The following is a 22,909-nucleotide window of genomic DNA, read 5'->3' as shown; positions in this document are numbered from 1 at the left end:
ATGAATCTCTACCATAAAAATGTGATGTAATTCATAATAAAAAGCTCACCATGTTGCGCTAGACTTAGCTCATCTTTTGGGGGCAATACTCATCGCTTAACCATCGTTCCTGAATTAATATTGTCCTCAGTTAATTTTTAGCAGTTAGAGAGGATATTCGGATGAAAACGGATATAGTGAATGAGAATGAGCAGGGATGTGAATATTTTATGCCTCAACTCACGTTTCTCAATAAGCATTACAGTAATGCTACTGATTTTTTTTCTTCTATATTTTTATTGTTGAAAGAGAAAGGTTACGTCCGCGACTCTTTCCTTGACGCCATTCTTACTCGAGAGCAATTGTATCCTACAGGTCTACCTACGTCGCCAGTGGCCATTGCACTCCCTCATACTGACCCGCAACATATTCTCCATCCCTTTATCTCTGTGACACGTTTATCGCATCCCATCGCCTGGCAGGAAATGGGGAATAACGATAACACGCTCTATATTCAATTTATTGTCCTTCTGGGTTTTATTGACCACAGCAGTCACTTGACTGCGCTGCAAAAATTGATGGATTGCCTTGCTGATGAAGAGGTCGTCCAGGCGCTATGTGAAATAGACGATGTAGAGACCTTTCTCTGTGCTCTCACATCAAGACTGCAATTAAATAAGGATTTATGAGATGAAAAAAGTCATTGTTGCATGTGGAAGCGGCGTTGCGACCTCACAGACAGTTGCCAGTAAAGTGATGCGCTTATTGAATGAACGCAATCAGACGCACATTAAAGTTGAAGTTGTTGATCTTAAATCTCTCGAGAGCCATATCAAAGATAGTGCTGCTTATATCGCAATTACTAAAGTCGATAAACAATATCCTATCCCCGTGATTAACGGTATTGCATTTTTGACCGGTATGGGTATGGAGCAAGAATTACAAAAGATCATTGATGCCTGTAAATAAGGCGTAGCTCTTTAATCCGTATAATTATTTTTAGTGGGGAAGTGCTATGGACTTTCTTGGTGTAGTCATAAATTACATTCTGAATTTAGGTGCGCCGGTTTTTGTGCCCTTTATTATGCTGTTAGCCGGGTTGGTGGTACGGATGAAATTCCGTGATGCTGCTTCGGCAGCGATTACGCTGGGCGTGGCGTTTGTGGGAATGAGTATGCTGATCGGTTTTATGGTTGATGCTATCGGCGTTGCCGCACAAACAATGATGAATCGTACTGGTCTGGAACTGAGTATCGTTGATGGCGGCTGGACGACGATGGCGAATATTTCCTGGGCCTGGCCTTACGCTTTCGCTATGTTCCCGCTTCAGGTTGGCGTGAACATTGTGATGCTGATGCTGAACAAGACCAATACGTTTAACGCGGATCTCTGGAACGTCTGGGGAAAAATTTTCACCGCCTTTATCGTCGTCAGCGTCACCACCCCGCTGTTCGGTGCTGCCTGGAGCCTGGCATTAGCATTCCTCATTGCCGCCTTCCAGATTATCGTTGAACTTAACGCTGGGGACATTCACCAACACCGTATAGAAAAACTAACGGGTATACCCGGGGTGACCTGTACTCACCGTATGGTGTTCTTTGGCGCGATTTACTATCCGTTCGATCTGTTGCTGCGTAAAATCCCCGTATGTAATAAACCTATGGACGCCACGGCACTGCGCACCAAAGTAGGGGTGTTCGCGGAAAACCACATTATTGGTTTTATTCTGGGGATCTTGTTCGGGATTATTGCGGGCTACAGTGTAGCGAAAACGCTGACGCTGGGCGTCCAGGCTGCCACTGCACTTGTGCTGTTCCCGATGATTTCTAAGCTCTTTATGCAAGCGCTGTCACCGATCTCAGAAGCGATCAGTGATTACATGAACAAGAAATTCTCTGGGCGTAAGTTGTTTGTCGGAATTGACTGGCCGTTTATGGGGGGGGCCAGTGAAATCTGGTTCGCCATTATTGTTGCCATTCCTTTCACACTCATCTGGGCGTTGATTCTGCCCGGCAATAAGATTTTACCTTTCGCCGGTATTATCAACATTTCCCTGATCGTCCCGGCCTATCTGGTGACGAGGGGTAATACCTTGCGCATGGTGATCCTGAGTATTATTGGCGTACCGTTCTTCTTGTTTGTCGGGACGCAGTTCGCCCCAATGATCACCGAACTGGGACAAGCAACAAAGGCGATTACTATTCCGGCGGGTCAACTTATTTCAAACAGCTCAATTGATGCACCGGTCTTTACCTACGCCTTTTCTTTCTTGTTTAAATTCCTTGAAGGCAACCTTGTTCCGCTGATTTTCGCCATCTGGTGGGGATGCGGCTACTTCTTCTACTCCCGCGAATTACGCCGTGAAAGCAGCCTGGCGCAGCAGGAAGCCGAGCAGCAGGAGAAGATTCAACAAGCGTAACACGGGATTTTATCTCCCTGTCCGGCGGCAGAATCCGTTGCCGGACTTTCTCATCTCAGGAGAGTCGACATGGCTATGGATAAACGAGTCGTAGCGGTTCTGGACGCCATCGTGAACGAGCCCGGCATTACAGGGACGAAACTTGAAGAGCAGTTTCGCCTGACGCGAAAGCAATTAAGCTATACGTTGAAGAAGGTGAATGACTATCTGGAATCAAACCATTTTGATCGTATCAATCGTCTGAAAACCGGGAAGTTGCATATCCCGCGCCATGTGATTGAGCATTTTCGACAGAATCAGACTGCGCAAACCGATCATCGTTATCTCTTTTCAGAAGAGGAACGTGGGCAAATGATCATTTTCATGCTGCTGACGCGTAGCGAAAGACTGTCGCTACTGCATCTCTCTTCATCGCTGGGGGTGAGTCAGAACACCATCATTACTGACCTGAAAAAGGTGCGCCTGGAGGTGATTACGCACAGTCTGGAGATTAGCTATGACCGGGGTAATGGTTACCATATTCTTGGTGAGGAACTGGAGAAACGCTATCTTCTGCTGAACTGCCTGCGTCGAGTGCTGGAAATTCCTGTCGCGAAAAATATCATTGCGCAATACAACAATGTGATGAGTGAGCATCTGGAAAAGGTGGGGCAAATTTTTAGTGAAATTGAGAAGCGTTTTAAAATTCAATTTACCGACCGTCAACTTCAGGAATTGATCTATTTTATCAGTTTTGTCCTACACCGAATTAAATCCGGTAAGCACCTGGTCACAATTCCAGGCAGTTATGCTGATATCATTCGCAGCAGAGAATTTACCCTGATGCAAAGTGTTGTTAGTAAAATAAATATTAATAGTGATAATGAACTTATTTTTCTTACAGCATTGATACAAAGCTCTAATATTCAGAGTATCGCCGATAAATACTTTCATCTTGATACTATCTTGCTGGAAAGTGTAGTTTCAGTGGTTGATAGTTTTGAAAAAATAAGCTGTGTCACGATTAAAGAGAAAAACGAACTCATTGAAAAAATCTATCAGCACTGGAAGCCAGCCTATTATCGCATCCGTTATCATTTGCCTAATACCAGCAGTGTTTATGATCTGGTCGTAAAAGAATTTAGCCATCTGCACGAGATGGTGCGCCGTGCGGCAGTTCCGTTTGAGAAGCTATTACACTGCGTCATTCCCGATGAGGAGATGGCTTTTCTGACGGTGCTGTTTGGTGGTTGGCTGACGCGTGAAGGTGTTATCCACCAAATTAATCTACAGAAAACAGCGGTGGTGGTGTGTGAAAATAGTGCAACCATCTCAACTTATCTGTTTTTGACGTTGCAGGTATTGTTCCCGGAACTGCACTTTACCCATGTGTTGTCCCGACGCGAGTTTGAGCGCTACACCGGGCATTATGATGTGGTCTTCTCCACCACTCATCTGAATACCAGCAAAATCGTTTTTGTGGTAAATCCATCCATCAGCAACATCCATAAAAGCGCCTTTCGCAACCACGTGATCAGTGCGCTACAGGGCGTAGACCCAAACATTATCCAGATTGAACAGCTACTGCTGATTTTCGAGCGCTTTGGCAACATCATCGATCACAAAGGACTGCAGAGGGCGCTTGCCAGCTATATCTACGATGAGAATAACACCGCAAACGCGGTAGGCAGCATGGAGCCACCAACGCCGTCGCTGACCGATTTGCTCACGAAAGAACACGTCCAGTTTGTCGCTGAACTACCCGACTCCTGGCAGATGGCAATAACTCTTGCTTCGGAATCTTTGTTGCGCTCTGGAGTGATTGAGTCACGCTACGTGCAGATCATGCTGCACAAAATTACCGAGGAGCAACCCTGGATCATGCTGGCCGACGGGGTAATTATTGCCCATGCAGGCGTTGATGATGGCGCGCTGGATACCGGCATGGCGCTATTACGCCTGCCCTATAAGATTGCTATTGCCGATTATATGCAGGCCGATATTATCATCGTCCTCGCCACCCATAATCCGCAGAAGCACCTTAAGGCGCTTGCGCAATTAAATGAATTTCTTGAGTTCTATGATGGCGGAAATGTTATTCGCCGTGCGTTGGATGAATATGCGCTAATTAATGAATTAGTCCACCATCATTAAATATTAAAACTCTGCTGCAGTTTCTCGCTGCAGCGATATATCACGGCAATGGTTGTCGCGATAGCGCTCGCCCTTACCATCTGACACAGGATAAATATTATGTTAGAGATTCAGAAAAAACACGTCGTTGAAATGGCCAGAACCGCTCAACAGTGGGGATTATGTAAACATAAAGCGGGTAATTCCAGCGTAAGAGATAAAGACTCAGGGCTTATTCTGGTGACCCCGACCACCCTCGATAAAATGCAGCTAACCCCCAGAGATATTGTCGTGATGGACGTTGAGGCGAACGTGATTGAAAGTGAAGCCGGTTTACGCCCAACCAGTGAATGTCTGATGCATATTGAGATCTATAAGGCGCGACCAGACATTTTCGCCATTTCCCATACTCACTCCCTCTATGCTACCTCATTTGCCGTGCTGAATAAGCCTATCCCGGCAGTGGTGTATGAATGTGCAATCCTCAATCTGAAAGATGGGATGATCCCAGTGGCGCCATATGGTCGCCCGGGCACGCTCGCATTGTCGACCAGTGTGATTGAACCGATTAAACGTGCCGACGCTATTCTGATGGAAAAACATGGCGCTATTGGCGTGGACAAAGATCCGTATGAGGCCGTGCTGAAATCTGCCTACCTCGAAGAGATGGCGCAGATTTATTACCACGCGCTGGTTATTAACGGGGGTAAAGAGCCAGAGTCCTTCGCTGCGGAAGAGTTGCAGCGCTGGGCGTACCCGTCACAGATTAAATTTGTCTGCTAATCGACGTCCCCGCCCACCGGGCGGGAAATTCATGGAGAGAACGCATGAAAAAATTTATCAATCAGGCAGAGGATTTTATTCCGGAGATGCTGGAAGGTATTTATCTGGCGCACCCTGACCGCTTCGGTTTCGTTAATGACGATCGGCATTGTCTGGTGACCGCGCGCCCGGTACCGGGAAAGGTCGGCATCATCACCGGTGGAGGTTCCGGACACTTGCCGTTGTTTCTGGGGTATGTCGGTCGGGGGATGCTGGACGGTTGCGCGATTGGCGATGTGTTCCAGTCACCCTCACCGGAGCAGATTCTGGCTGTCACTCAGGCGGTGGATAGCGGCGCGGGCGTGCTTTACCTTTACGGCAACTACAATGGCGATATTTTTAATTTTGACATCGCGGCGGAAATGGCCGACATGGAGAGCGATATTCGTACCCGTACCGTGGTCGCTGCTGACGATTCGGCTGGTGCGGCCTCGGGCAGCGAAGGGGTGATAACGCGACGCGGCGTGGCAGGGATTTTCTTTGTCTACAAATGCGCAGGGGCGGCGGCGGCCAGAATGGATGACCTCGATACGGTACAGCGTATCGCCCAAAAAGCCGGGGATCGCGTGCGTACGCTAGGTGTGGCGCTGTCGCCATGTATCGTCCCGCGAATGGGTAAACCGGGTTTTCACATTGGCGACAATGAGATGGAAATCGGTATGGGTATTCACGGTGAAAGTGGGATCCGTCGTGGACCGCTGCTGAGCGCCGGGAAGATTGCCGAAGAGATGATGTCCTGGTTGCTGGCCGACTCGCCTTGCCAGCAGGGTGATGAAGTGGCGGTCCTGATTAACGGTCTTGGCGCGACGCCGCTGGAAGAGCTGTATCTGATGTACCGCCATGTGCATCAGATTCTGGCACAGAGCAATATTCGTGTCTTCCGAGTCTGGGTTGGTGAGTTTGCTACGGCAATGGAGATGGCCGGGATGTCCATTAGTCTAATGCCGTTGGATGACGAGCTGAAGTCGCTACTGAATGCCGAAGCCGATACGCCGATGTTCCGGCAGTTATCGGCTTAAGGGGGCGAGATGGTGTTAGATGTTGAAAGCCTGCGCCCGCTTTTTGCCGAGTGGGCCCACGTGATGCAGAGTAACAAACAGGTGCTGACAGAACTGGATAGCGTGGTCGGCGACGGAGATCTGGGGCTGACCATGAGCGATGGTTTTGCGGCGGCGTATGCCTGTGCGCAGCAGAGTGACGAGTGCGATTTGGGGCGCTTTTTTTATAAGGTGGGCAAGGTAATGGCATCAGCGGTGCCCTCTACGATGGGCACGCTGATGGCCTCTGGCCTGATGCAGGTGGGCAAAGTGCTAAAGGGGCGAGAGACCCTGACTCTGTCAGATGCTGGCGTGTTGTTTCAGGCCTGGTTTGACGGCGTACAGCAGCGTGGTAAGGCGCAGCCGGGCGAAAAGACTTTTCTTGACGGTATGGTTCCGGCGCTGGCAGCGCTGCGTTCACCTGCTGCGCCACTGAAACAGGCACGAGAAGCGTTGTGGCTGGCGCAGCAGGGCGTGCAGCAGACCACCACTATGGTGGCTAAACATGGTCGTGCGGCTATCCACGGTGAGCGTTCCCGATCGTTTGTCGACCCGGGCGCGATGGTCGCCCAGCTTTTGATACAGGGTTATTTTAACTTTGTTCAGGCTATTTGCCCGGCTGACGGGCGGTGAAAAAGGAATTGCTACTATGTTGAAAGAGGTTGTGAGGATCAGTAATCAGCACGGTATTCACGCGCGCCCGGCAGGCGTTCTGGCTAAAGCCTGTGCTCAGTATCAATCACGGATTGAGATGATCTACGACGGCAAAACCATTAAGGGGAAAAGTATCATGAGCATCCTGGGTGCGGGGATCAAAGGAAAAGGTTCGCTGGAGATCATTTGCAGCGGTAGCGATGAAGAAGAAGCGATGGAGGAGCTGAAGATATTGTTTGCTGAAGGTTTTGGTTTTGACTAATGCGTCTCCAGAAACAACCTTAAAAACCGGCATACAGCGCCGGTTTTTTGTTTTCTGTTAACCAGACTAATTGGCGAATTCGGCCATAAACTGCAGAATCAACGCCATCGACACAGCGCCAGGATCGCAATGACCAATGGACCGTTCGCCGAGATTTTTTGCGCGGCCAAAACGTGCGACCATTGCGGAAGTGCTCTCTGCACCTGCCATCGCTGCCTGGGCGCAGTGTGATAACGCTTGCGGTAGCGGCAGGGCAATGTCGATTTCGGCCTGTTCTGATGCAGCAGCCAGAGCATCGACCATGGTTTTATCCCCTGGCTTCGCACCACCACGCTGATGGATAGCGTTACTACCAGCGTTCAGCCACTTTGCCAACGTGGTGGCGTCAAACTCAACACAACCCGTCAATTCTTTCCCTCCCGCGCGGAACAAGGTGCCGAAGATGGCACCGGAAGCGCCGCCCATGCTGGTCATCAGTCGTGTACCACTTTTCAGCAGGCATTCCCCGATATCCGTTGGAGAAAAATCTGGAGATGCGAGTTGCGCATGCAGGGCTGTGAAGCCGCGCTTGATACCAATGCCGTGATCGCCGTCGCCAATCATCTGATCGAGCGTGGTCAAGCGAGGCTCGCTGGCGATCATGCCTTCTGATACGTGTAGCAGGCAGGCGATAAATTGTGTGGTATTCATCTTATTTTCTCCAGCCTGGGGTGTTGATGGGATAGTCGTACAGTCGCTGCATTTCGTCATCCAGACGCAGCATACTGAGCGAAAAACCGGACATCTCCAGTGAAGTACAGAAGTGGCCAACCTGTACGTCATAGGTCGTGATACCACGCTCATTCAGCGCCATACCAACCTTACGGGTTATCACCATCAGTTCGGTGTTGCTTAAGGAGCCCAGATTATTGACGCTGATACAAATCTTATCGCCGCGGGTGAAGGGCAGATCGGCGCACAACCGTGCGATCATCATCTCGACCAGTTCATCAGTATGTGGCATGGGAATACGGCACAATCCCGGTTCACCATGAATGCCGATACCCAGCTCGATCTCGTTATCCGCCAGCGTAAAGTTAAAAGTGTCGGACTGAGGTAGCGCACAGCCGCTGAGCGCCACACCGAGAGTACGTGTATTGTGGTTGGCTTTCTGCGCCAGCGCTTCCAGCGCAGGCAACGAGTAGTGCTCAAACTGCGCCGCCGCCCCTGCCAGTTTGTACAAAAACGCCAGCCCACCGACACCTCTACGGTCGGATATTCTTTCTGGCGGTGCAGAGGCGATATCATCAGTGGCGCGAACAGTACGGCACTCAATGCCCTCTTCCGCCAGAATTTCAGCGGCGATGTCAAAGTTCATGCCATCACCTGAATAGTTGCCGTAGAGGAAAAGCACGCCGTTGCCCTGATGGACTGCGCGGCTGGCTTCGATAATCTGGTCGGGAGAGGGCGAGGTAAAGACCTCGCCCAGCGCGCAGGCATCGATACCACCTTCGCCAACAAATCCAGCAAATGTCGGCTCGTGGCCGCTGCCACCGCCGCTGACAATCACTACCTGCTCATCCTGCGGCATGGTGCGATAAACTGCGCAGTACTCCGGCAAGGTGTGAATTTTTCCCATCCCGACGTACTCCAGCCCCTGCAGGATTTCACTGCGGATATTATCGGTATTATTGAACAGCTTTTTCGGTTTTTGCATCGTCTCACCCTCTCGTAAGGTACTGTTTCTTTAGTGACGATTTTACCTGTGACGCTCGCTCAGCCCTGGTTCCTTTGATACCAATTAATCTCCTGCCTGAGGGGCATGATTTCAGGTTGCTATTTGAGGATTTTCTGGATAGTTATGAGGGAGGTAATAGACATCGTTAAGCGAGGCAAGCAGATGGCTGGACGCTTTCAGGGATTTGCACAGGAAGGGCTGACGTTTCTTCAGCAGGTAAAAATTGAAAACGATAAAACGTGGTTCGAGGAGCACCGTTTTATTTACGATCGCAGCATACTCACGCCGTTTCGGGCACTGGTGGATGACTTAGCGCCGGTGATGTCAGAGATTGATCCGCTGCTGGAAACCCGTTCCGCTATCGGCAAAACGCTATCGCGTATTCACCGTGATACCCGTTTTTCCCATGACAAATCGCTTTACCGCAGCCGGATGTGGCTGACCTTCAAACGTTCAGCCAAGAACTGGACCGATGCCCCCGCGTATTTTTTTGAAATCAGCCCGGATACATTGCGTTACGGACTGGGTTATTACAGCGCCAGTAAGCCGACGATGGATCTGTTTCGTCATACGCTAAAACAGCGGCCCACGCAGTTTCTGGAAGTGGCTGACTGTTGTCGGGCGCCGTTTGAGCTGGTGGGGGAGCGCTATAAGCGACTGCTGGTAAAGGATCTTGATCCGACGATTTCCGACTGGTATCACCGTAAATCCTTTGCGGCAATGGCAACGGATACTGATGTGGAAAAACTCTTCCGCGCCGATCTGGTGACGCTGCTGGCTGACGGTTTCCGCCAACTGGAACCGCTGTACCAATGGTTAATGCAGGTAGAAACCCTGAAGCAAATAGACCCGGCGGATCTGTAACCGTTACCGACCTTCGTCGATTTTCCTCTCAAGGACAATTTTCCAGAACGCGTCGATGAGCGGCTCATGCAGCCGCTTTTTCGGTGCGCAGACGCCCAGCTCAAACGGCGTTTTCTCATCGCTACGTTCCAGAATCATCACGCGATTGCGCACCGGTTCGGGGCTGTTTTCCAGTACCACTTCGGGCAACAACGCCACACCGCAGCCAAGCGCGACCATCGACACCATCGCTTCATGACCGCCCACGGTGGCGTAAATTTGCGGATTGCTGATTTTATGACGACGGAACCACAGTTCAATGCGGCGGCGCACCGGTCCCTGATCGGCCATGATGAAGGGCACTGTAGACCAGTCGGGTTTCTCCACTGACACCTGATTGCGTACCGGGCAGGGTAGCGCCGGGGCAATGAGCACCACCGCCAGATTTTCCAGCATCGAAAACGCCACCGCGCCGGGCAGTGTCTCCGGCTTTCCGGCAATCGCCAGATCCGCTTCGCCGGTCACTACCTTTTCCATTGCATCGGCGGCGTCGCCGGTGGTGAGCTTTATTTCTACCGAGGGATGTTCAGCGCGAAATCTGTCGAGGATCGGTGGCAGATGGCTATAGGCTGCGGTAACCGAACAGAAGATATGCAATTCACCCGACAACGACGGGCCTTGCTGATCGAGGGTGTGGCGCAGCTGCTGATACTGCAATAGCGTCTGTTGGGCAAACGTTCGCAGCTCTTCACCCGCTTCGGTCAGCGTGACCGTGCGGTTATCGCGGACAAACAGCGGCTGGCCGAGGTCTTCCTCAAGGCGTTGGATCTGCCGTGATAACGTCGAAGGGCTGACGTGCATGGCCCGCGCGCTGCGGCCAAAGTGGCGGCTTTCCGCCAGATGCAGGAACATTTTCAGATCGCGTAAATCCACGGACTTCACTCCACCTTTTGACATTGCAAATATTGCAACGTGACGTTGTGAATATATCAATTTCCGCAATAAATTTCCTGTTGTAAGGTGGTTTCAATCTCGCAAAACGCGAACCGAACAATAAGACAGTACAACATCACGAGGAATCACCATGGCTAACTACTTCAACACACTGAATTTGCGTCAGCAGCTGGCGCAACTGGGTAAATGTCGCTTTATGGGCCGCGACGAATTTGCCGATGGTGCAAGCTACCTTCAGGGTAAAAAAGTGGTCATCGTCGGCTGTGGCGCGCAGGGCCTGAACCAGGGTCTGAACATGCGTGATTCCGGGCTGGATATCTCCTATGCGCTGCGTAAAGAGGCGATTGCTGAGAAGCGCGCGTCCTGGCGTAAAGCGACGGAAAACGGCTTCAAAGTGGGCACTTACGAGGAGCTGATCCCGCAGGCGGATCTGGTGGTTAACCTGACGCCAGACAAACAGCACTCCGACGTGGTGCGCTCTGTACAACCGCTGATGAAAGACGGCGCAGCGCTGGGTTACTCTCACGGCTTCAACATTGTTGAAGTGGGCGAGCAGATCCGTAAAGACATCACCGTGGTGATGGTAGCGCCGAAGTGTCCGGGTACCGAAGTGCGTGAAGAGTACAAACGTGGTTTCGGCGTGCCGACGCTTATCGCGGTTCACCCGGAAAACGATCCGAAAGGCGAAGGCATGGCGATTGCGAAAGCCTGGGCTGCGGCGACCGGTGGTCATCGTGCGGGTGTACTGGAATCCTCTTTCGTTGCGGAAGTGAAATCGGACCTGATGGGCGAGCAGACCATTCTGTGCGGTATGCTGCAGGCCGGTTCTCTGTTGTGCTTCGATAAGCTGGTGGAAGAAGGCACCGATCCGGCCTATGCCGAAAAACTGATTCAGTTCGGCTGGGAAACCATCACCGAAGCGCTGAAGCAGGGCGGTATCACGCTGATGATGGACCGCCTGTCCAACCCGGCGAAACTGCGCGCTTACGCACTCTCCGAACAGCTGAAAGCGATTATGGCACCGCTGTTCCAGAAACATATGGACGACATCATCTCCGGTGAGTTCTCTTCCGGCATGATGGCGGACTGGGCCAACGACGATAAGAAACTGCTGACCTGGCGTGAAGAGACCGGTAAAACCGCGTTTGAAACCGCCCCGCAGTTTGACGGAAAAATCGGCGAGCAGGAGTACTTCGATAAAGGCGTACTGATGATCGCCATGGTGAAAGCGGGCGTTGAGCTGGCGTTTGAAACGATGGTGGATTCCGGCATCATTGAAGAATCTGCGTACTACGAATCACTGCACGAGCTGCCGCTGATTGCGAACACCATCGCGCGTAAGCGTCTGTACGAAATGAACGTGGTCATTTCTGATACCGCAGAATACGGTAACTACCTGTTCTCTTACGCTTGCGTACCGCTGCTCAAAGAGTTCATGACCACGCTGCAGGCAGGCGATTTGGGTAAAGCGATCGCCGAAGGCGCGGTGGATAACGCGCAGTTGCGTGATGTGAACGAAGCCATCCGCAGCCATGCTATCGAGCAGGTAGGTAAGAAACTGCGTGGGTATATGACGGATATGAAGCGCATTGCTGTTGCGGGTTAAGGCCTGACAAGAATTGCCGGATGGCGCTACGCTTATCCGGCCTACGAAACGGTCATTTTTTTGTAGGCCGGATAAGGCGTTTACGCCGTCATCCGGCAAAAAAAGCCCAGAGTCTGAACGCTCTGGGCTTTTGCTTAGTTACGGTACAGCACTTTAATGATGTGGTAACCGAACTGGGTGTGCAGCGGGCCGGTAGGCTCCAGCACCGGGCAGGAAAAGACCACTTTATCGAACGCCGGAACCATCTGGCCCTGACGGAATTCGCCTAAGTCACCGCCTCTTTTGCCTGACGGGCAGATAGAGTGTTTCTTCGCCAGTTTGCCGAAGTCGGCGCCGTTTTTAATCTGTTCCAGAAGATCCTGTGCCAGTTTCTCTTCTTTAACCAGGATATGCAGTGCTGCTGCGGTTTTTGCCATTATTACGTTCTCATGTCTCAAAGGTTGCCCGCCACTTTATCATTCCTCTGGGCGTCAGACATATACTCTTCGCCAGCGCAGGACAGATGTCTCATCGGGTGTATTGAATCGGGAGATAGACAGCACTTTCGTCGGGTGTATTCCTGAGAGGCGGGACAGCGGTCCTGTCTTTCCGTCAGTGGAGAGAGATAACATGGACACAATGAAAAAAGCAGATTTTTCAGGCGACTGGCTTATCGGGTTAACTCAGGTTGTACATGACCCTCTGTTGTATGAACTCCTCAAATACTGCCCGCTGGAGGTCATGCAGCGCTGGCGTTTTGACGATATCCCGTGCGGCGCGCTGATTTGTCGTCAGGGCGAGGTCTGTCGACAGTTTTCACTGATTGTATCAGGTGAAGTGGATGTCTTTTACGAGGCTGAAGATGGTCGTCGTTATCGACAGGCGCATTACTGCAAAGGTGACATGCTGGGAGAGCTGGAGATATTTGAGTCGCGGCATTACATCTGCTCGGTGGTGGCTGTGGGTCATGTCCAGCTGCTAAGTCTGTCGCAGGAACATTTTAGTCACTGGCTGGCTCTGGATAATCATTTCAACCAGCGAATGTTGCGCTTCTTTAGTCAGCAATATTATCAGCTGTCGAAAAAGGCCAGTAGCGACAATTTATATTCACTGCACCAGCGGGTATGCCAGGCATTATGGCTGCGATATCAACACAATAAATCGACGTCTATTTTGTTGGATAAACAAAATCTGAGTCAGGAATTTGCAGCAACTACACGCAGTATTAACCGTATTTTGCACGATCTTAAATCATTGAAAATTATTGATAGCGATGGGGATCGTATTGTTCTGCTGGCTCCTGAAAAACTGAAGCAGGAGGCGGAGAGTTAAACGCCCTGGGGCGTAAGGAGACGAGAGATGCAACCCCATATTCGATTAAGCAAAAGCATGACGAGGGCAAAGTATGCGCTATTGCCTGGCGATCCTGAACGGGTGGATCGGATAGTCCGTTTCCTTGATAACCCCGAAATGCTGGGACAAAACCGGGAGTTTCGCGCGGCGCGTGGTGAATATAAGGGCGTTGAAATTCTGGTGCTATCGACGGGAATAGGCGGACCCTCGACCGCTATCGCGGTTGAGGAGTTACGCCAGATTGGCATCGACACGCTGATCCGGATCGGAAGTTGCGGAGCATTGCAGGATACGCTGGCGCTGGGCGAGGTGATTATCGCCCACGGCGCGGTCGCGGATGATGGCACCAGTAAAACCTATGCGCCAGCCAGCTATCCGGCATGTGCGGATCCGCAACTTACGGCAACGCTGATGCAGCTGGCGTTGCAAATGAACATTCCCGCGAGTTGTGGACTGGTGCGCAGCCACGACAGTTTTTACACCGACCGCGAGGCTGAACTGGATGCCGAATGGTCCGCCCGCGGTATCCTTGGCGCCGATATGGAGACGGCCGCACTGATGGTGGTCGGTGCATTACGCGGGTTACGTACGGCGTCGTTGCTCAATGTGGTTGTCGCCCATAACGGCTGTCTGGACAGCAGTATCAACAATTATGTGCAACAAGAAACGCTGTGTCAGCAGGGGGAAGTTCATCAGATTTCCCTGGCGTTACAGGCCATTTACTTCGACAGTCAGCAAGGAGAGCAATGATGGACTTTTTCAGTATTAACAACGTAATGGTCAACATTCCTCTCGGAGAGGGCGGGTACGCACTCTCATGGATTGAGGCGATCGGTACCGTTTTTGGTTTACTGTGTATCTGGTGCGCCAGCAGGGAAAAAATTATTAATTACCTGTTCGGCCTGATTAACGTCACCCTGTTTGCCGCAATCTTTTTCCAGATCCAACTGTATGCCAGTTTGCTGCTTCAGGTGTTCTTCTTTGCGGCGAATATCTACGGCTGGTATGCGTGGAGTCGCCAGAATGAGGAACAAGAGGCGGCGTTGAAGGTTCGCTGGCTTTCCCGGCAGCAAACGCTGGTGCTGGGCAGTGTCTGCATTGTCGCTATCCTGTTGATGACGTTGTTTATTGATCCGGTATTTGCGACGCTCACCCGGATCATGATTGCGCTGTTGCACACCGTGGGGATGTCAGTGGCAATGCCTGAACTACAGCCGGATGCTTTCCCGTTCTGGGATTCTACTATGCTGGTGCTGTCGATTGCCGCAATGGTGTTAATGACCCGCAAGTATGTGGAAAACTGGTTGCTGTGGGTGCTCATTGATGTCATTAGCGTGGTGATTTATGCGGTTCAGGGCGTTTATGCCATGTCGCTTGAGTATGTTCTGCTGACAGCCATTGCGGTGATGGGTTCTTACAGCTGGATTCTGAGCGCGAAACGTAACGGCTATACGCCACTCGCTGCCAGCGCATCCTGATTGATATTTTTCAGGCTGCCTGACAGGCAGCCTCAGACCGCTGACAAAGAAGGATAAAACGTGGTTTTTCCTTCTTTGTGGTTATCAGCCGAAAATCAATACATTGATTTTCCTGGTTTATAATTAGGTTATCTCTGCTTACCCGGTATCGGGATGAGGTTTGTCATCACTCTCAGGCTGCCTGACAGGCAGCCTGTTACTCCCTTGGCCTCGCTTTCTGCTACAATTCGTCCCCCGTTCGAAGATTGAGCACTTTTTCCTATGCGTTTAAATCCCGGCCAACAACAAGCTGTCGAATTCGTCACCGGACCTTGCCTGGTGCTGGCGGGTGCGGGTTCCGGTAAGACTCGCGTTATCACCAATAAGATTGCTCACCTGATCCGTGGCTGCGGCTATCAGGCGCGGCACATTGCGGCTGTGACTTTTACCAACAAAGCGGCGCGTGAGATGAAAGAGCGTGTCGGACAGACGTTGGGGCGCAAAGAAGCGCGCGGGTTAATGATCTCCACTTTCCATACGCTGGGGCTGGAGGTGATTAAACGCGAATACGCCGCGCTGGGGATGAAATCGAATTTCTCGCTGTTTGACGATACGGACCAGGTTGCGCTGCTAAAAGACCTGACGGAAGGGCTGATTGAAGACGACAAAGTTGTGCTGCAACAGCTGATATCGACAATCTCAAACTGGAAGAACGATCTCAAAACGCCGGCGCAGGCGGCAGCCAGTGCGAAAGGCGAACGCGATCGTATCTTCGCGCACTGCTACGGTCTGTACGATGCGCATATGAAAGCCTGTAACGTCCTCGACTTTGACGATCTGATTTTGCTGCCGACGTTGCTGCTACAGCGCAATGAAGAAGTGCGCGAGCGCTGGCAGAACAAGATTCGCTACCTGCTGGTGGATGAATATCAGGATACCAACACCAGTCAGTACGAGCTGGTGAAACTGCTGGTGGGAAACCGGGCGCGATTCACCGTCGTGGGTGATGACGATCAGTCGATCTACTCCTGGCGCGGTGCGCGTCCGCAAAATCTGGTGCTGTTAAGTCAGGATTTCCCGGCGTTACAGGTGATCAAACTGGAGCAAAACTACCGCTCTTCCGGGCGGATCCTGAAGGCGGCGAACATCCTCATTGCCAACAACCCTCACGTTTTTGAAAAGCGTCTCTTTTCCGAACTGGGATACGGCGCAGAGCTCAAAGTCCTGAGTGCGAATAATGAGGAACACGAAGCCGAGCGGGTGACCGGGGAGCTGATCGCCCATCACTTTGTGAATAAAACGGAATATAAAGATTACGCCATTCTGTATCGTGGCAATCACCAGGCGCGGGTGTTTGAAAAATTCCTCATGCAGAACCGTATTCCATACAAAATCTCCGGCGGGACGTCGTTCTTCTCACGCCCGGAGATTAAAGATTTGCTGGCTTATCTACGGGTATTGACCAACCCGGATGATGACAGCGCGTTCCTGCGGATTGTGAATACGCCAAAACGTGAAATCGGCCCCGCCACGCTGCAAAAGCTGGGCGAATGGGCGATGACACGTAACAAAAGCCTGTTTACCGCCAGTTTTGATTTGGGATTGAGCCAGACGCTCACCGGGCGCGGCTATGACTCGCTCACCCGTTTTACCCACTGGCTGGGCGATGTTCAAAGGCTGGCTGAACGTGAGCCGATCGCCGCCGTCCGCGATCTCATCCACGGAATAGATTACGAATCCTGGCTTTATGAAACCTCCCCCAGCCCAAAAGCGGCTGAAATGCGTATGAAAAACGTCAACCAGCTGTTTAGCTGGATGACCGAAATGCTGGAAGGAAGCGAACTGGATGAGCCCATGACGCTCACTCAGGTTGTCACGCGTTTCACGCTGCGCGACATGATGGAGCGCGGCGAGAGTGAGGAAGAGCTGGACCAGGTGCAACTGATGACGCTGCACGCCTCGAAAGGGCTGGAGTTCCCGTATGTGTTTATGGTGGGAATGGAAGAAGGATTCCTGCCACACCAGAGCAGTATCGATGAAGACAACATCGACGAAGAGCGACGCCTGGCCTATGTTGGGATCACCCGTGCGCAGAAAGAGCTGATTTTTACGCTGTGTAAAGAGCGGCGTCAGTATGGTGAACTGGTGCGCCCGGAGCCGAGCCGCTTCCTGCTGGAGTTACCGCAGGACGATCTGATCTGGGAGCAGGAGCGTAAAGTGGTGAGCGCCGAAGAGCGAATGCAGAAAGGGCAAAGCCATTTGGCGAATCTGAAAGCCATGATGGCGGCAAAGCGCGGCCAATAAAATAATGCCGGGTGGCGGCTTCGCCTTACCCGGCCTACAATTTATTTATATATCAAAGAATTGAAAAATCTCTCTGTAGGTCGGATAAGCGTAGCGCCATCCGACATCAGGTTTACCCGCCGCTTTCTTACTGTACTTCTAAAGGCCAGTGGACATAGCTCTGCCACTGGCTTTCTTGTTCAATCAACTCTTTCCCAAGCGGATGCTGTTCCAGCCAGTCCGGCGGCAGCGTTAAGGCGAGAATTTCATTCGACGCCTGCAGCGTAATGGCCGGCACCAGATCGTCACGACGGCGGCTGGCAAAGATAATCGCCAGTCTGAGCAGACGGCAGAGATGCTCCGCCACGCGCGGCGGTACGGCGTTTTGCTGATGTAACGACGAGAGATCGACCGGGTTGGTCTGATTTAACAGCAGCGTGGCGAGCAGTTTTTTCTGTGCAGGTGTGAAGCCCGGCAAATCCAGATTGCGAACCAGATAGGCGGCATGCGAAGGCGCTTGCTTGAAATCAACGCTCAGGCCTATCTCATGCAGTTGGCAGGCGCTGATCAGCAGTTCGCGACTGATCGGCTCAAGATGCCACTCATTTTCTACCTGATCGAGAAAACTCACCGCCAGATTCGCGACGCGATGCGCCTGTTCGGTATCTACCATAAACCGGCGTTGAATGTTACGCAGCGTGCGGCTGCGAATATCCTGATCCACTGCGAGATGCAGCATTCCGTAGACCAGTCCTTCGCGCAACGCCCCACCGGCCAGGGTCATGCATTGAATATTAAGTTCGGTGAAGATCGCGATCAGAATGGCCAACCCGCTGGGGAACACCAGCGCGCGTTCCAGAGTTAACCCTTCAATTTCCAGCTCTTCCAGACGGCCACAGTGAATGGCTCGCTGTTTCAACTGCTGCAATTTTGCCAGCGTGATGCGCTCATCCATCCCCTGCGCCATCATGATTTCCTGCAACGCCTGAACGGTACCGGAGGCTCCGACGCAGACTTTCCAGCCATGATAGCGAAGTTCATCGGCAACCGGACGCAGCACATCTCGCGCGGCTTTTTCCGCTTCGTCGAAATTTTCTTGCGCCAGATTGCGATCGGTAAAGTAGCGTTCAAGCCAGGTGACACAGCCCATCGACAGGCTGAACAACGAGGTGGTTTGTGCGCCTGTTCCGGTGACCAGTTCGGTGCTGGCACCGCCAATATCGACGACCAGACGCTGATCCGCTCCGCCAGTGGTGTGCGCCACGCCCTGATAAATCAGGCGCGCTTCTTCTTCACCGCTGATGACCTGAACCGAACAACCGAGGATTTCCTGCGCTTTAGCGATAAACTCGCTGGCATTCACTGCGATACGCAAGGTTGCCGTGGCGACCACGCGGATTTGAGGCTGTGGAATATCCTGAAGGCGCTCAGCGAACAGACGCAGGCATTGCCAACCGCGCTCCATTGCATCAGCAGAAAGGACATTGTTACTGTTCAGACCGGCGGCCAGACGCACTTTGCGTTTAATGCGCGTGAGCGTCTGGATACTGCCCGCTACCTCGCGTACTACCAGCATATGAAAACTATTGGAACCGAGATCAATGGCTGCGTACAACGAGGTAGAGTTCATACACTTCATCCTTCAACCTGTATCTGTGTTGGCTGCATTCTCTCACCCGAATCACTGACTAAAGTAAGCTCATCGTGATGCGTTTTCTTGCCGCCTTGATACAGGCTGAATAATTTTGTGTATGGCATAACTTTTCTTAACCTGAGCGACGACGATTACGCGGGGCTCCGCCAGAGCGACGCGGGCCATTGCCAGGACGCGTGCGCGTCAGGCGCAGCGGCTTCGGCAGGTTGTTCATCAACGCATCCGGATTATATTTACTCACCGGAATTGAGTGACCAATGTAGGTTTCAATTGCGGGCAGGTTCAGGGCGTACTCTTCACAGGCCAGGCTGATGGAGTGACCGCTTGCGCCAGCACGGCCCGTACGACCAATACGGTGTACGTAGTCTTCGCAATCGTCCGGCAGATCGTAGTTAAAGACGTGCGTGACGGCAGGAATGTGCAGGCCGCGCGCGGCGACGTCGGTCGCTACCAGAATATCCAGATCGCCACGGGTGAATTCGTCGAGGATACGCAGACGTTTTTTCTGCGCTACGTCGCCAGTCAGCAAGCCGACGCGATGACCGTCAGCGGCAAGGCTACCCCAGATATCTTCGCAACGGTGTTTGGTGTTCGCGAAGACGATGGCGCGATCCGGCCACTCTTCTTCGATCAGCGTTTGCAGTAAGCGCATTTTCTCTTCGTTAGACGGATAGAAAAGCTCTTCTTTAATACGGTGACCCGTTTTTTGTTCCGGCTCGACTTCAACGTATTCGGCGTTGTTCATTTGTTCGAACGCCAGTTCACGCACGCGGTAAGAAAGGGTGGCAGAGAACAACATGTTCAGGCGCTGGTTGGCCGGCGGCATGCGGCGGAACAGCCAGCGGATATCTTTAATAAAGCCCAGATCGTACATGCGATCGGCTTCATCGAGGACCACCACCTGGATGGCGCCCAGATTGATGTGATTCTGTTTCGCGTAGTCGATCAGACGACCCGTGGTGCCGATTAAAATATCGACGCCGCTTTCCAGCACTTTCAGCTGTTTGTCGTAACCGTCACCGCCGTAAGCGAGGCCCAGCTTCAGACCGGTCGTCTGTGCCAGCGGCTCGGCATCGGCGTGGATCTGCACGGCTAACTCACGCGTCGGCGCCATAATTAAGGCACGTGGCTGGTTCACCTTGCGATCGTCAATCGCGGGATGAGAGAGAAGATAATGAAACGTTGACGTCAGGAACGCCATCGTTTTTCCGGTACCGGTTTGCGCCTGCCCTGCAACATCGCGACCAGCCAGCGTAAGCGGCAGTGCGAGGGCCTGAATGGGCGTGCAGTTATGAAAGCCTTTATTTTCAAGGGCTTCAATAACCTTTGGGTGCAGGGCGAAGTCGGAAAACTTCTGTTCTGTTAAATGTGTTTTGCTCATAGTGTGGTAGAATATCAGCTTACTATTGCTTTACGAAAGCGTATCCGGTGAAATAAAGTCAACCTTTAGTTGGTTAATGCTATACACAAATCATTCATGATGCGTCGAGGCGGCAAGCAAATGCGTCCACAGGAGCGTACAGAGTACGTGACTGGGGCGATGAGCGAAGCCAACAAAGAGGCCGCTTGAAGGATGATGTTGTATATACCAACACACCAGGCTTTTTCCTGTGGAGTTTATATGAGCGATAAAATTATTCACCTGACTGACGACAGTTTTGACACGGATGTACTCAAAGCGGACGGGGCGATCCTCGTTGATTTCTGGGCAGAGTGGTGCGGACCGTGCAAAATGATCGCCCCGATTCTGGATGAAATCGCTGACGAATATCAGGGTAAATTGACGGTTGCTAAACTGAACATTGACCAAAACCCAGGCACCGCGCCGAAGTATGGTATCCGTGGCATCCCGACCCTGCTGCTGTTTAAAAACGGTGAAGTTGCAGCAACCAAAGTGGGCGCACTGTCCAAAGGTCAGTTGAAAGAGTTCCTCGACGCTAACCTGGCGTAAGCCGGACGTCTCATGTTCGGGCGACCAGGATCCTAAATGATTCGGATGACTGGACGCCCGACGTGAGTCGTGCTAAGTTAGTGTTGACTTCGAATTAAACATACCTTATTTAAGTTTGAATCTTGATAACTCCAATACTTCCCGTTTTTTCTCGCACGAGAAGTGGACAGATTCCTGGCTTATCATTCAATCCGTCTTGTCGTTTCAGTTCTGCGTACTTTCCTGTGACCAGACAGCGAACAGACATGAGTTGATGGCCGCAAACAGGCATGGATGACCCTGCCATACCATTCACAACATTAAGTTCGAGATTTACCCCAAGTTTAAGAACTCACACCACTATGAATCTTACCGAATTAAAGAATACGCCGGTTTCTGAGCTGATCACTCTCGGCGAAAATATGGGGCTGGAAAACCTGGCTCGTATGCGTAAGCAGGACATTATTTTTGCCATCCTGAAGCAGCACGCAAAGAGTGGCGAAGATATCTTTGGTGACGGTGTGCTGGAGATATTGCAGGATGGATTTGGTTTCCTCCGTTCTGCAGACAGCTCCTATCTCGCCGGTCCTGATGACATCTACGTTTCCCCCAGCCAAATCCGCCGTTTCAACCTCCGCACTGGTGATACCATTTCTGGTAAGATTCGCCCGCCAAAAGAAGGCGAACGCTACTTTGCGCTGCTGAAAGTTAACGAAGTTAACTATGACAAACCGGAAAACGCCCGTAACAAAATTCTCTTCGAAAACTTAACCCCGCTGCACGCAAACTCTCGTCTGCGTATGGAACGTGGTAACGGTTCTACTGAAGACTTAACGGCGCGCGTTCTGGATCTGGCTTCGCCAATCGGTCGTGGTCAGCGTGGTCTGATCGTCGCACCGCCGAAAGCCGGTAAAACCATGCTGCTGCAAAACATTGCGCAGAGCATCGCTTACAACCACCCAGACTGTGTGCTGATGGTGCTGCTTATCGACGAACGTCCGGAAGAAGTGACCGAGATGCAGCGTCTGGTGAAAGGTGAAGTTGTTGCTTCTACCTTTGACGAACCGGCATCCCGTCACGTTCAGGTTGCGGAAATGGTTATCGAGAAAGCGAAACGTCTGGTTGAACATAAAAAAGACGTTATCATTCTGCTCGACTCCATCACCCGTCTGGCGCGCGCTTACAACACCGTGGTTCCGGCTTCCGGTAAAGTGCTGACCGGTGGTGTGGACGCTAACGCCCTGCATCGTCCGAAGCGTTTCTTCGGTGCGGCACGTAACGTGGAAGAGGGCGGCAGCCTGACCATCATCGCCACGGCGCTGATCGATACCGGTTCTAAGATGGATGAAGTTATCTACGAAGAGTTTAAAGGCACCGGTAACATGGAGCTGCACCTCTCTCGTAAGATTGCTGAAAAACGCGTCTTCCCGGCTATCGACTACAACCGTTCCGGTACCCGTAAAGAAGAGCTGCTCACCACTCAGGAAGAGCTGCAGAAAATGTGGATCCTGCGTAAGATTATTCACCCGATGGGCGAAATCGACGCAATGGAATTCCTCATTAATAAACTGGCGATGACCAAGACTAACGACGACTTCTTCGACATGATGAAGCGCTCGTAAACTCGCTCTCAGCCGAAAACGCCACGTTTTTACGTGGCGTTTTGCTTTTATGTCTGTAATCTTAACGACAAGCAAACAAATAATGGGTTATCACCCCCCGTCGCGTGCACGTCAGTCATCAAGTGCGACGCATGGTTAATAATTATACAAAACAGACGGTTCGGGATGGAGTTTCCCTTCTGAATACAGACCGTCGTGGTTATACTTCTGCTAATAATTTTCTCTG

23 protein-coding genes are annotated in these 22,909 nt (G+C 51.7%); 17 read left to right on the top strand and 6 right to left on the bottom strand.

Annotated elements, in window-relative coordinates; genetic code table 11:
- Positions 1-161 precede the first annotated feature (161 nt).
- The 8 genes from QQZ17_RS11020 to QQZ17_RS10985 all read left to right on the top strand — a co-directional run bounded on the left by QQZ17_RS11020 (position 162) and on the right by QQZ17_RS10985 (position 7,285).
- A complete protein-coding gene (locus QQZ17_RS11020) occupies positions 162-668 on the top strand; it encodes a PTS sugar transporter subunit IIA (protein WP_152400880.1) in 507 nt (168 codons plus the stop codon).
- Between the two features lies 1 nt (position 669).
- Entirely contained in the window at positions 670-948 is a 279-nt protein-coding gene (locus QQZ17_RS11015; protein ID WP_152400882.1) for a PTS sugar transporter subunit IIB, read from the top strand.
- 46 nt (positions 949-994) lie between these two features.
- Positions 995-2,398 (top strand): PTS galactitol transporter subunit IIC, encoded by a 1,404-nt coding sequence (locus QQZ17_RS11010; protein WP_152400884.1) that lies wholly within the window; start codon positions 995-997, stop codon positions 2,396-2,398.
- A 195-nt stretch (positions 2,399-2,593) separates the two neighbouring features.
- On the top strand, positions 2,594-4,531 hold the full coding sequence (locus QQZ17_RS11005) for a BglG family transcription antiterminator (protein ID WP_284554134.1): 1,938 nt from the start codon (positions 2,594-2,596) through the stop codon (positions 4,529-4,531).
- Positions 4,532-4,630: 99 nt separating this feature from the next.
- Positions 4,631-5,293 (top strand): class II aldolase/adducin family protein, encoded by a 663-nt coding sequence (locus tag QQZ17_RS11000; RefSeq protein ID WP_152400888.1) that lies wholly within the window; start codon positions 4,631-4,633, stop codon positions 5,291-5,293.
- Positions 5,294-5,337: 44 nt separating this feature from the next.
- Positions 5,338-6,351, top strand: a complete 1,014-nt coding sequence (locus QQZ17_RS10995) for a dihydroxyacetone kinase subunit DhaK (RefSeq protein ID WP_152400890.1) — start codon at positions 5,338-5,340, stop codon at positions 6,349-6,351.
- Between the two features lie 9 nt (positions 6,352-6,360).
- Positions 6,361-7,002 (top strand): dihydroxyacetone kinase family protein, encoded by a 642-nt coding sequence (locus QQZ17_RS10990; protein ID WP_152400892.1) that lies wholly within the window; start codon positions 6,361-6,363, stop codon positions 7,000-7,002.
- A 16-nt stretch (positions 7,003-7,018) separates the two neighbouring features.
- Positions 7,019-7,285, top strand: a complete 267-nt coding sequence (locus QQZ17_RS10985) for an HPr family phosphocarrier protein (protein WP_152400893.1) — start codon at positions 7,019-7,021, stop codon at positions 7,283-7,285.
- 66 nt (positions 7,286-7,351) lie between these two features.
- On the opposite strand, the gene dhaL is transcribed toward QQZ17_RS10985, so the two are convergent.
- On the bottom strand, positions 7,352-7,975 hold the full coding sequence (gene dhaL / locus QQZ17_RS10980) for a dihydroxyacetone kinase subunit DhaL (protein WP_152400895.1): 624 nt from the start codon (positions 7,973-7,975) through the stop codon (positions 7,352-7,354).
- Between the two features lies 1 nt (position 7,976).
- A complete protein-coding gene (locus QQZ17_RS10975) occupies positions 7,977-8,981 on the bottom strand; it encodes a dihydroxyacetone kinase subunit DhaK (RefSeq protein WP_152400898.1) in 1,005 nt (334 codons plus the stop codon).
- Positions 8,982-9,164: 183 nt separating this feature from the next.
- Here QQZ17_RS10975 and QQZ17_RS10970 point away from each other — a divergent pair, with 183 nt between their 5' ends.
- On the top strand, positions 9,165-9,866 hold the full coding sequence (locus QQZ17_RS10970) for a DUF2461 domain-containing protein (RefSeq protein ID WP_152400899.1): 702 nt from the start codon (positions 9,165-9,167) through the stop codon (positions 9,864-9,866).
- 3 nt (positions 9,867-9,869) lie between these two features.
- On the opposite strand, the gene ilvY is transcribed toward QQZ17_RS10970, so the two are convergent.
- Positions 9,870-10,802: an HTH-type transcriptional activator IlvY gene (gene ilvY / locus QQZ17_RS10965; RefSeq protein ID WP_152754580.1), complete on the bottom strand. Its 933-nt coding sequence runs from the start codon at positions 10,800-10,802 to the stop codon at positions 9,870-9,872.
- A 127-nt stretch (positions 10,803-10,929) separates the two neighbouring features.
- Here ilvY and ilvC point away from each other — a divergent pair, with 127 nt between their 5' ends.
- On the top strand, positions 10,930-12,405 hold the full coding sequence (gene ilvC / locus QQZ17_RS10960) for a ketol-acid reductoisomerase (RefSeq protein WP_152400902.1): 1,476 nt from the start codon (positions 10,930-10,932) through the stop codon (positions 12,403-12,405).
- A gap of 134 nt (positions 12,406-12,539) precedes the next feature.
- Here the strand turns inward: ilvC and ppiC are convergent, their stop codons facing one another.
- The gene (gene ppiC, locus QQZ17_RS10955; RefSeq protein ID WP_006812396.1) at positions 12,540-12,821 is read right to left on the bottom strand and encodes a peptidylprolyl isomerase PpiC; all 282 of its coding nucleotides are present in this window, start codon (positions 12,819-12,821) and stop codon (positions 12,540-12,542) included.
- Between the two features lie 193 nt (positions 12,822-13,014).
- On the opposite strand from ppiC, the gene QQZ17_RS10950 reads away from it, so the two are divergent.
- From QQZ17_RS10950 to rep, 4 genes are all read left to right on the top strand, one after another.
- Positions 13,015-13,716 carry a Crp/Fnr family transcriptional regulator gene (locus QQZ17_RS10950; RefSeq protein ID WP_152400904.1) on the top strand — a complete coding sequence of 234 codons (702 nt, stop codon included), beginning with the start codon at positions 13,015-13,017 and terminating at the stop codon, positions 13,714-13,716.
- A 27-nt stretch (positions 13,717-13,743) separates the two neighbouring features.
- On the top strand, positions 13,744-14,487 hold the full coding sequence (locus QQZ17_RS10945) for a nucleoside phosphorylase (RefSeq protein ID WP_152400906.1): 744 nt from the start codon (positions 13,744-13,746) through the stop codon (positions 14,485-14,487).
- A complete protein-coding gene (pnuC, locus tag QQZ17_RS10940) occupies positions 14,487-15,215 on the top strand; it encodes a nicotinamide riboside transporter PnuC (protein ID WP_152406227.1) in 729 nt (242 codons plus the stop codon). The genes QQZ17_RS10945 and pnuC overlap by 1 nt, the downstream gene beginning before the upstream one ends.
- Before the next feature lie 261 nt (positions 15,216-15,476).
- A complete protein-coding gene (gene rep, locus QQZ17_RS10935) occupies positions 15,477-17,498 on the top strand; it encodes a DNA helicase Rep (protein ID WP_152400908.1) in 2,022 nt (673 codons plus the stop codon).
- Between the two features lie 127 nt (positions 17,499-17,625).
- Here the strand turns inward: rep and gppA are convergent, their stop codons facing one another.
- Together gppA and rhlB are read right to left on the bottom strand one after the other, a co-directional pair.
- Positions 17,626-19,107: a guanosine-5'-triphosphate,3'-diphosphate diphosphatase gene (gene gppA, locus QQZ17_RS10930; RefSeq protein ID WP_152400910.1), complete on the bottom strand. Its 1,482-nt coding sequence runs from the start codon at positions 19,105-19,107 to the stop codon at positions 17,626-17,628.
- Between the two features lie 136 nt (positions 19,108-19,243).
- On the bottom strand, positions 19,244-20,512 hold the full coding sequence (rhlB, locus tag QQZ17_RS10925) for an ATP-dependent RNA helicase RhlB (protein WP_046492918.1): 1,269 nt from the start codon (positions 20,510-20,512) through the stop codon (positions 19,244-19,246).
- Positions 20,513-20,752: 240 nt separating this feature from the next.
- On the opposite strand from rhlB, the gene trxA reads away from it, so the two are divergent.
- From trxA to rho, 3 genes are all read left to right on the top strand, one after another.
- On the top strand, positions 20,753-21,082 hold the full coding sequence (trxA, locus tag QQZ17_RS10920) for a thioredoxin TrxA (RefSeq protein ID WP_001280776.1): 330 nt from the start codon (positions 20,753-20,755) through the stop codon (positions 21,080-21,082).
- Positions 21,083-21,216: 134 nt separating this feature from the next.
- Positions 21,217-21,336, top strand: coding sequence for a rho operon leader peptide (locus tag QQZ17_RS10915; RefSeq protein WP_071887707.1), 120 nt, complete (start codon positions 21,217-21,219; stop codon positions 21,334-21,336).
- A gap of 87 nt (positions 21,337-21,423) precedes the next feature.
- Positions 21,424-22,683, top strand: a complete 1,260-nt coding sequence (rho, locus tag QQZ17_RS10910; RefSeq protein ID WP_002437993.1) for a transcription termination factor Rho — start codon at positions 21,424-21,426, stop codon at positions 22,681-22,683.
- Positions 22,684-22,909 lie beyond the last annotated feature (226 nt).

Source organism: Citrobacter sp. T1.2D-1 (assembly GCF_950098555.1).
Taxonomy (GTDB): Bacteria; Pseudomonadota; Gammaproteobacteria; order Enterobacterales; family Enterobacteriaceae; genus Citrobacter_A; species Citrobacter_A telavivensis.
Note: the sequence above shows the minus strand (reverse complement) of the source record. Positions and strands in the feature narration are given on the sequence as shown.

Excerpts from the sequence above, each read along its gene's own strand:
- QQZ17_RS10990 (WP_152400892.1), top strand. The coding sequence starts at position 6,361 with ATGGTGTTAGATGTTGAAAGCCTGCGCCCGCTTTTTGCCGAGTGGGCC.
- QQZ17_RS10995 (WP_152400890.1), top strand. The coding sequence starts at position 5,338 with ATGAAAAAATTTATCAATCAGGCAGAGGATTTTATTCCGGAGATGCTG.
- QQZ17_RS11020 (WP_152400880.1), top strand. The coding sequence starts at position 162 with ATGAAAACGGATATAGTGAATGAGAATGAGCAGGGATGTGAATATTTT.
- QQZ17_RS10950 (WP_152400904.1), top strand. The coding sequence starts at position 13,015 with ATGGACACAATGAAAAAAGCAGATTTTTCAGGCGACTGGCTTATCGGG.
- ilvY (WP_152754580.1), bottom strand. The coding sequence starts at position 10,802 with ATGTCAAAAGGTGGAGTGAAGTCCGTGGATTTACGCGATCTGAAAATG.
- rep (WP_152400908.1), top strand. The coding sequence starts at position 15,477 with ATGCGTTTAAATCCCGGCCAACAACAAGCTGTCGAATTCGTCACCGGA.
- QQZ17_RS10975 (WP_152400898.1), bottom strand. The coding sequence starts at position 8,981 with ATGCAAAAACCGAAAAAGCTGTTCAATAATACCGATAATATCCGCAGT.
- trxA (WP_001280776.1), top strand. The coding sequence starts at position 20,753 with ATGAGCGATAAAATTATTCACCTGACTGACGACAGTTTTGACACGGAT.
- rho (WP_002437993.1), top strand. The coding sequence starts at position 21,424 with ATGAATCTTACCGAATTAAAGAATACGCCGGTTTCTGAGCTGATCACT.
- QQZ17_RS11015 (WP_152400882.1), top strand. The coding sequence starts at position 670 with ATGAAAAAAGTCATTGTTGCATGTGGAAGCGGCGTTGCGACCTCACAG.
- QQZ17_RS10945 (WP_152400906.1), top strand. The coding sequence starts at position 13,744 with ATGCAACCCCATATTCGATTAAGCAAAAGCATGACGAGGGCAAAGTAT.
- ppiC (WP_006812396.1), bottom strand. The coding sequence starts at position 12,821 with ATGGCAAAAACCGCAGCAGCACTGCATATCCTGGTTAAAGAAGAGAAA.
- pnuC (WP_152406227.1), top strand. The coding sequence starts at position 14,487 with ATGGACTTTTTCAGTATTAACAACGTAATGGTCAACATTCCTCTCGGA.
- QQZ17_RS11010 (WP_152400884.1), top strand. The coding sequence starts at position 995 with ATGGACTTTCTTGGTGTAGTCATAAATTACATTCTGAATTTAGGTGCG.
- QQZ17_RS11000 (WP_152400888.1), top strand. The coding sequence starts at position 4,631 with ATGTTAGAGATTCAGAAAAAACACGTCGTTGAAATGGCCAGAACCGCT.
- dhaL (WP_152400895.1), bottom strand. The coding sequence starts at position 7,975 with ATGAATACCACACAATTTATCGCCTGCCTGCTACACGTATCAGAAGGC.
- QQZ17_RS10985 (WP_152400893.1), top strand. The coding sequence starts at position 7,019 with ATGTTGAAAGAGGTTGTGAGGATCAGTAATCAGCACGGTATTCACGCG.
- ilvC (WP_152400902.1), top strand. The coding sequence starts at position 10,930 with ATGGCTAACTACTTCAACACACTGAATTTGCGTCAGCAGCTGGCGCAA.
- rhlB (WP_046492918.1), bottom strand. The coding sequence starts at position 20,512 with ATGAGCAAAACACATTTAACAGAACAGAAGTTTTCCGACTTCGCCCTG.
- QQZ17_RS10970 (WP_152400899.1), top strand. The coding sequence starts at position 9,165 with ATGGCTGGACGCTTTCAGGGATTTGCACAGGAAGGGCTGACGTTTCTT.
- gppA (WP_152400910.1), bottom strand. The coding sequence starts at position 19,107 with ATGAACTCTACCTCGTTGTACGCAGCCATTGATCTCGGTTCCAATAGT.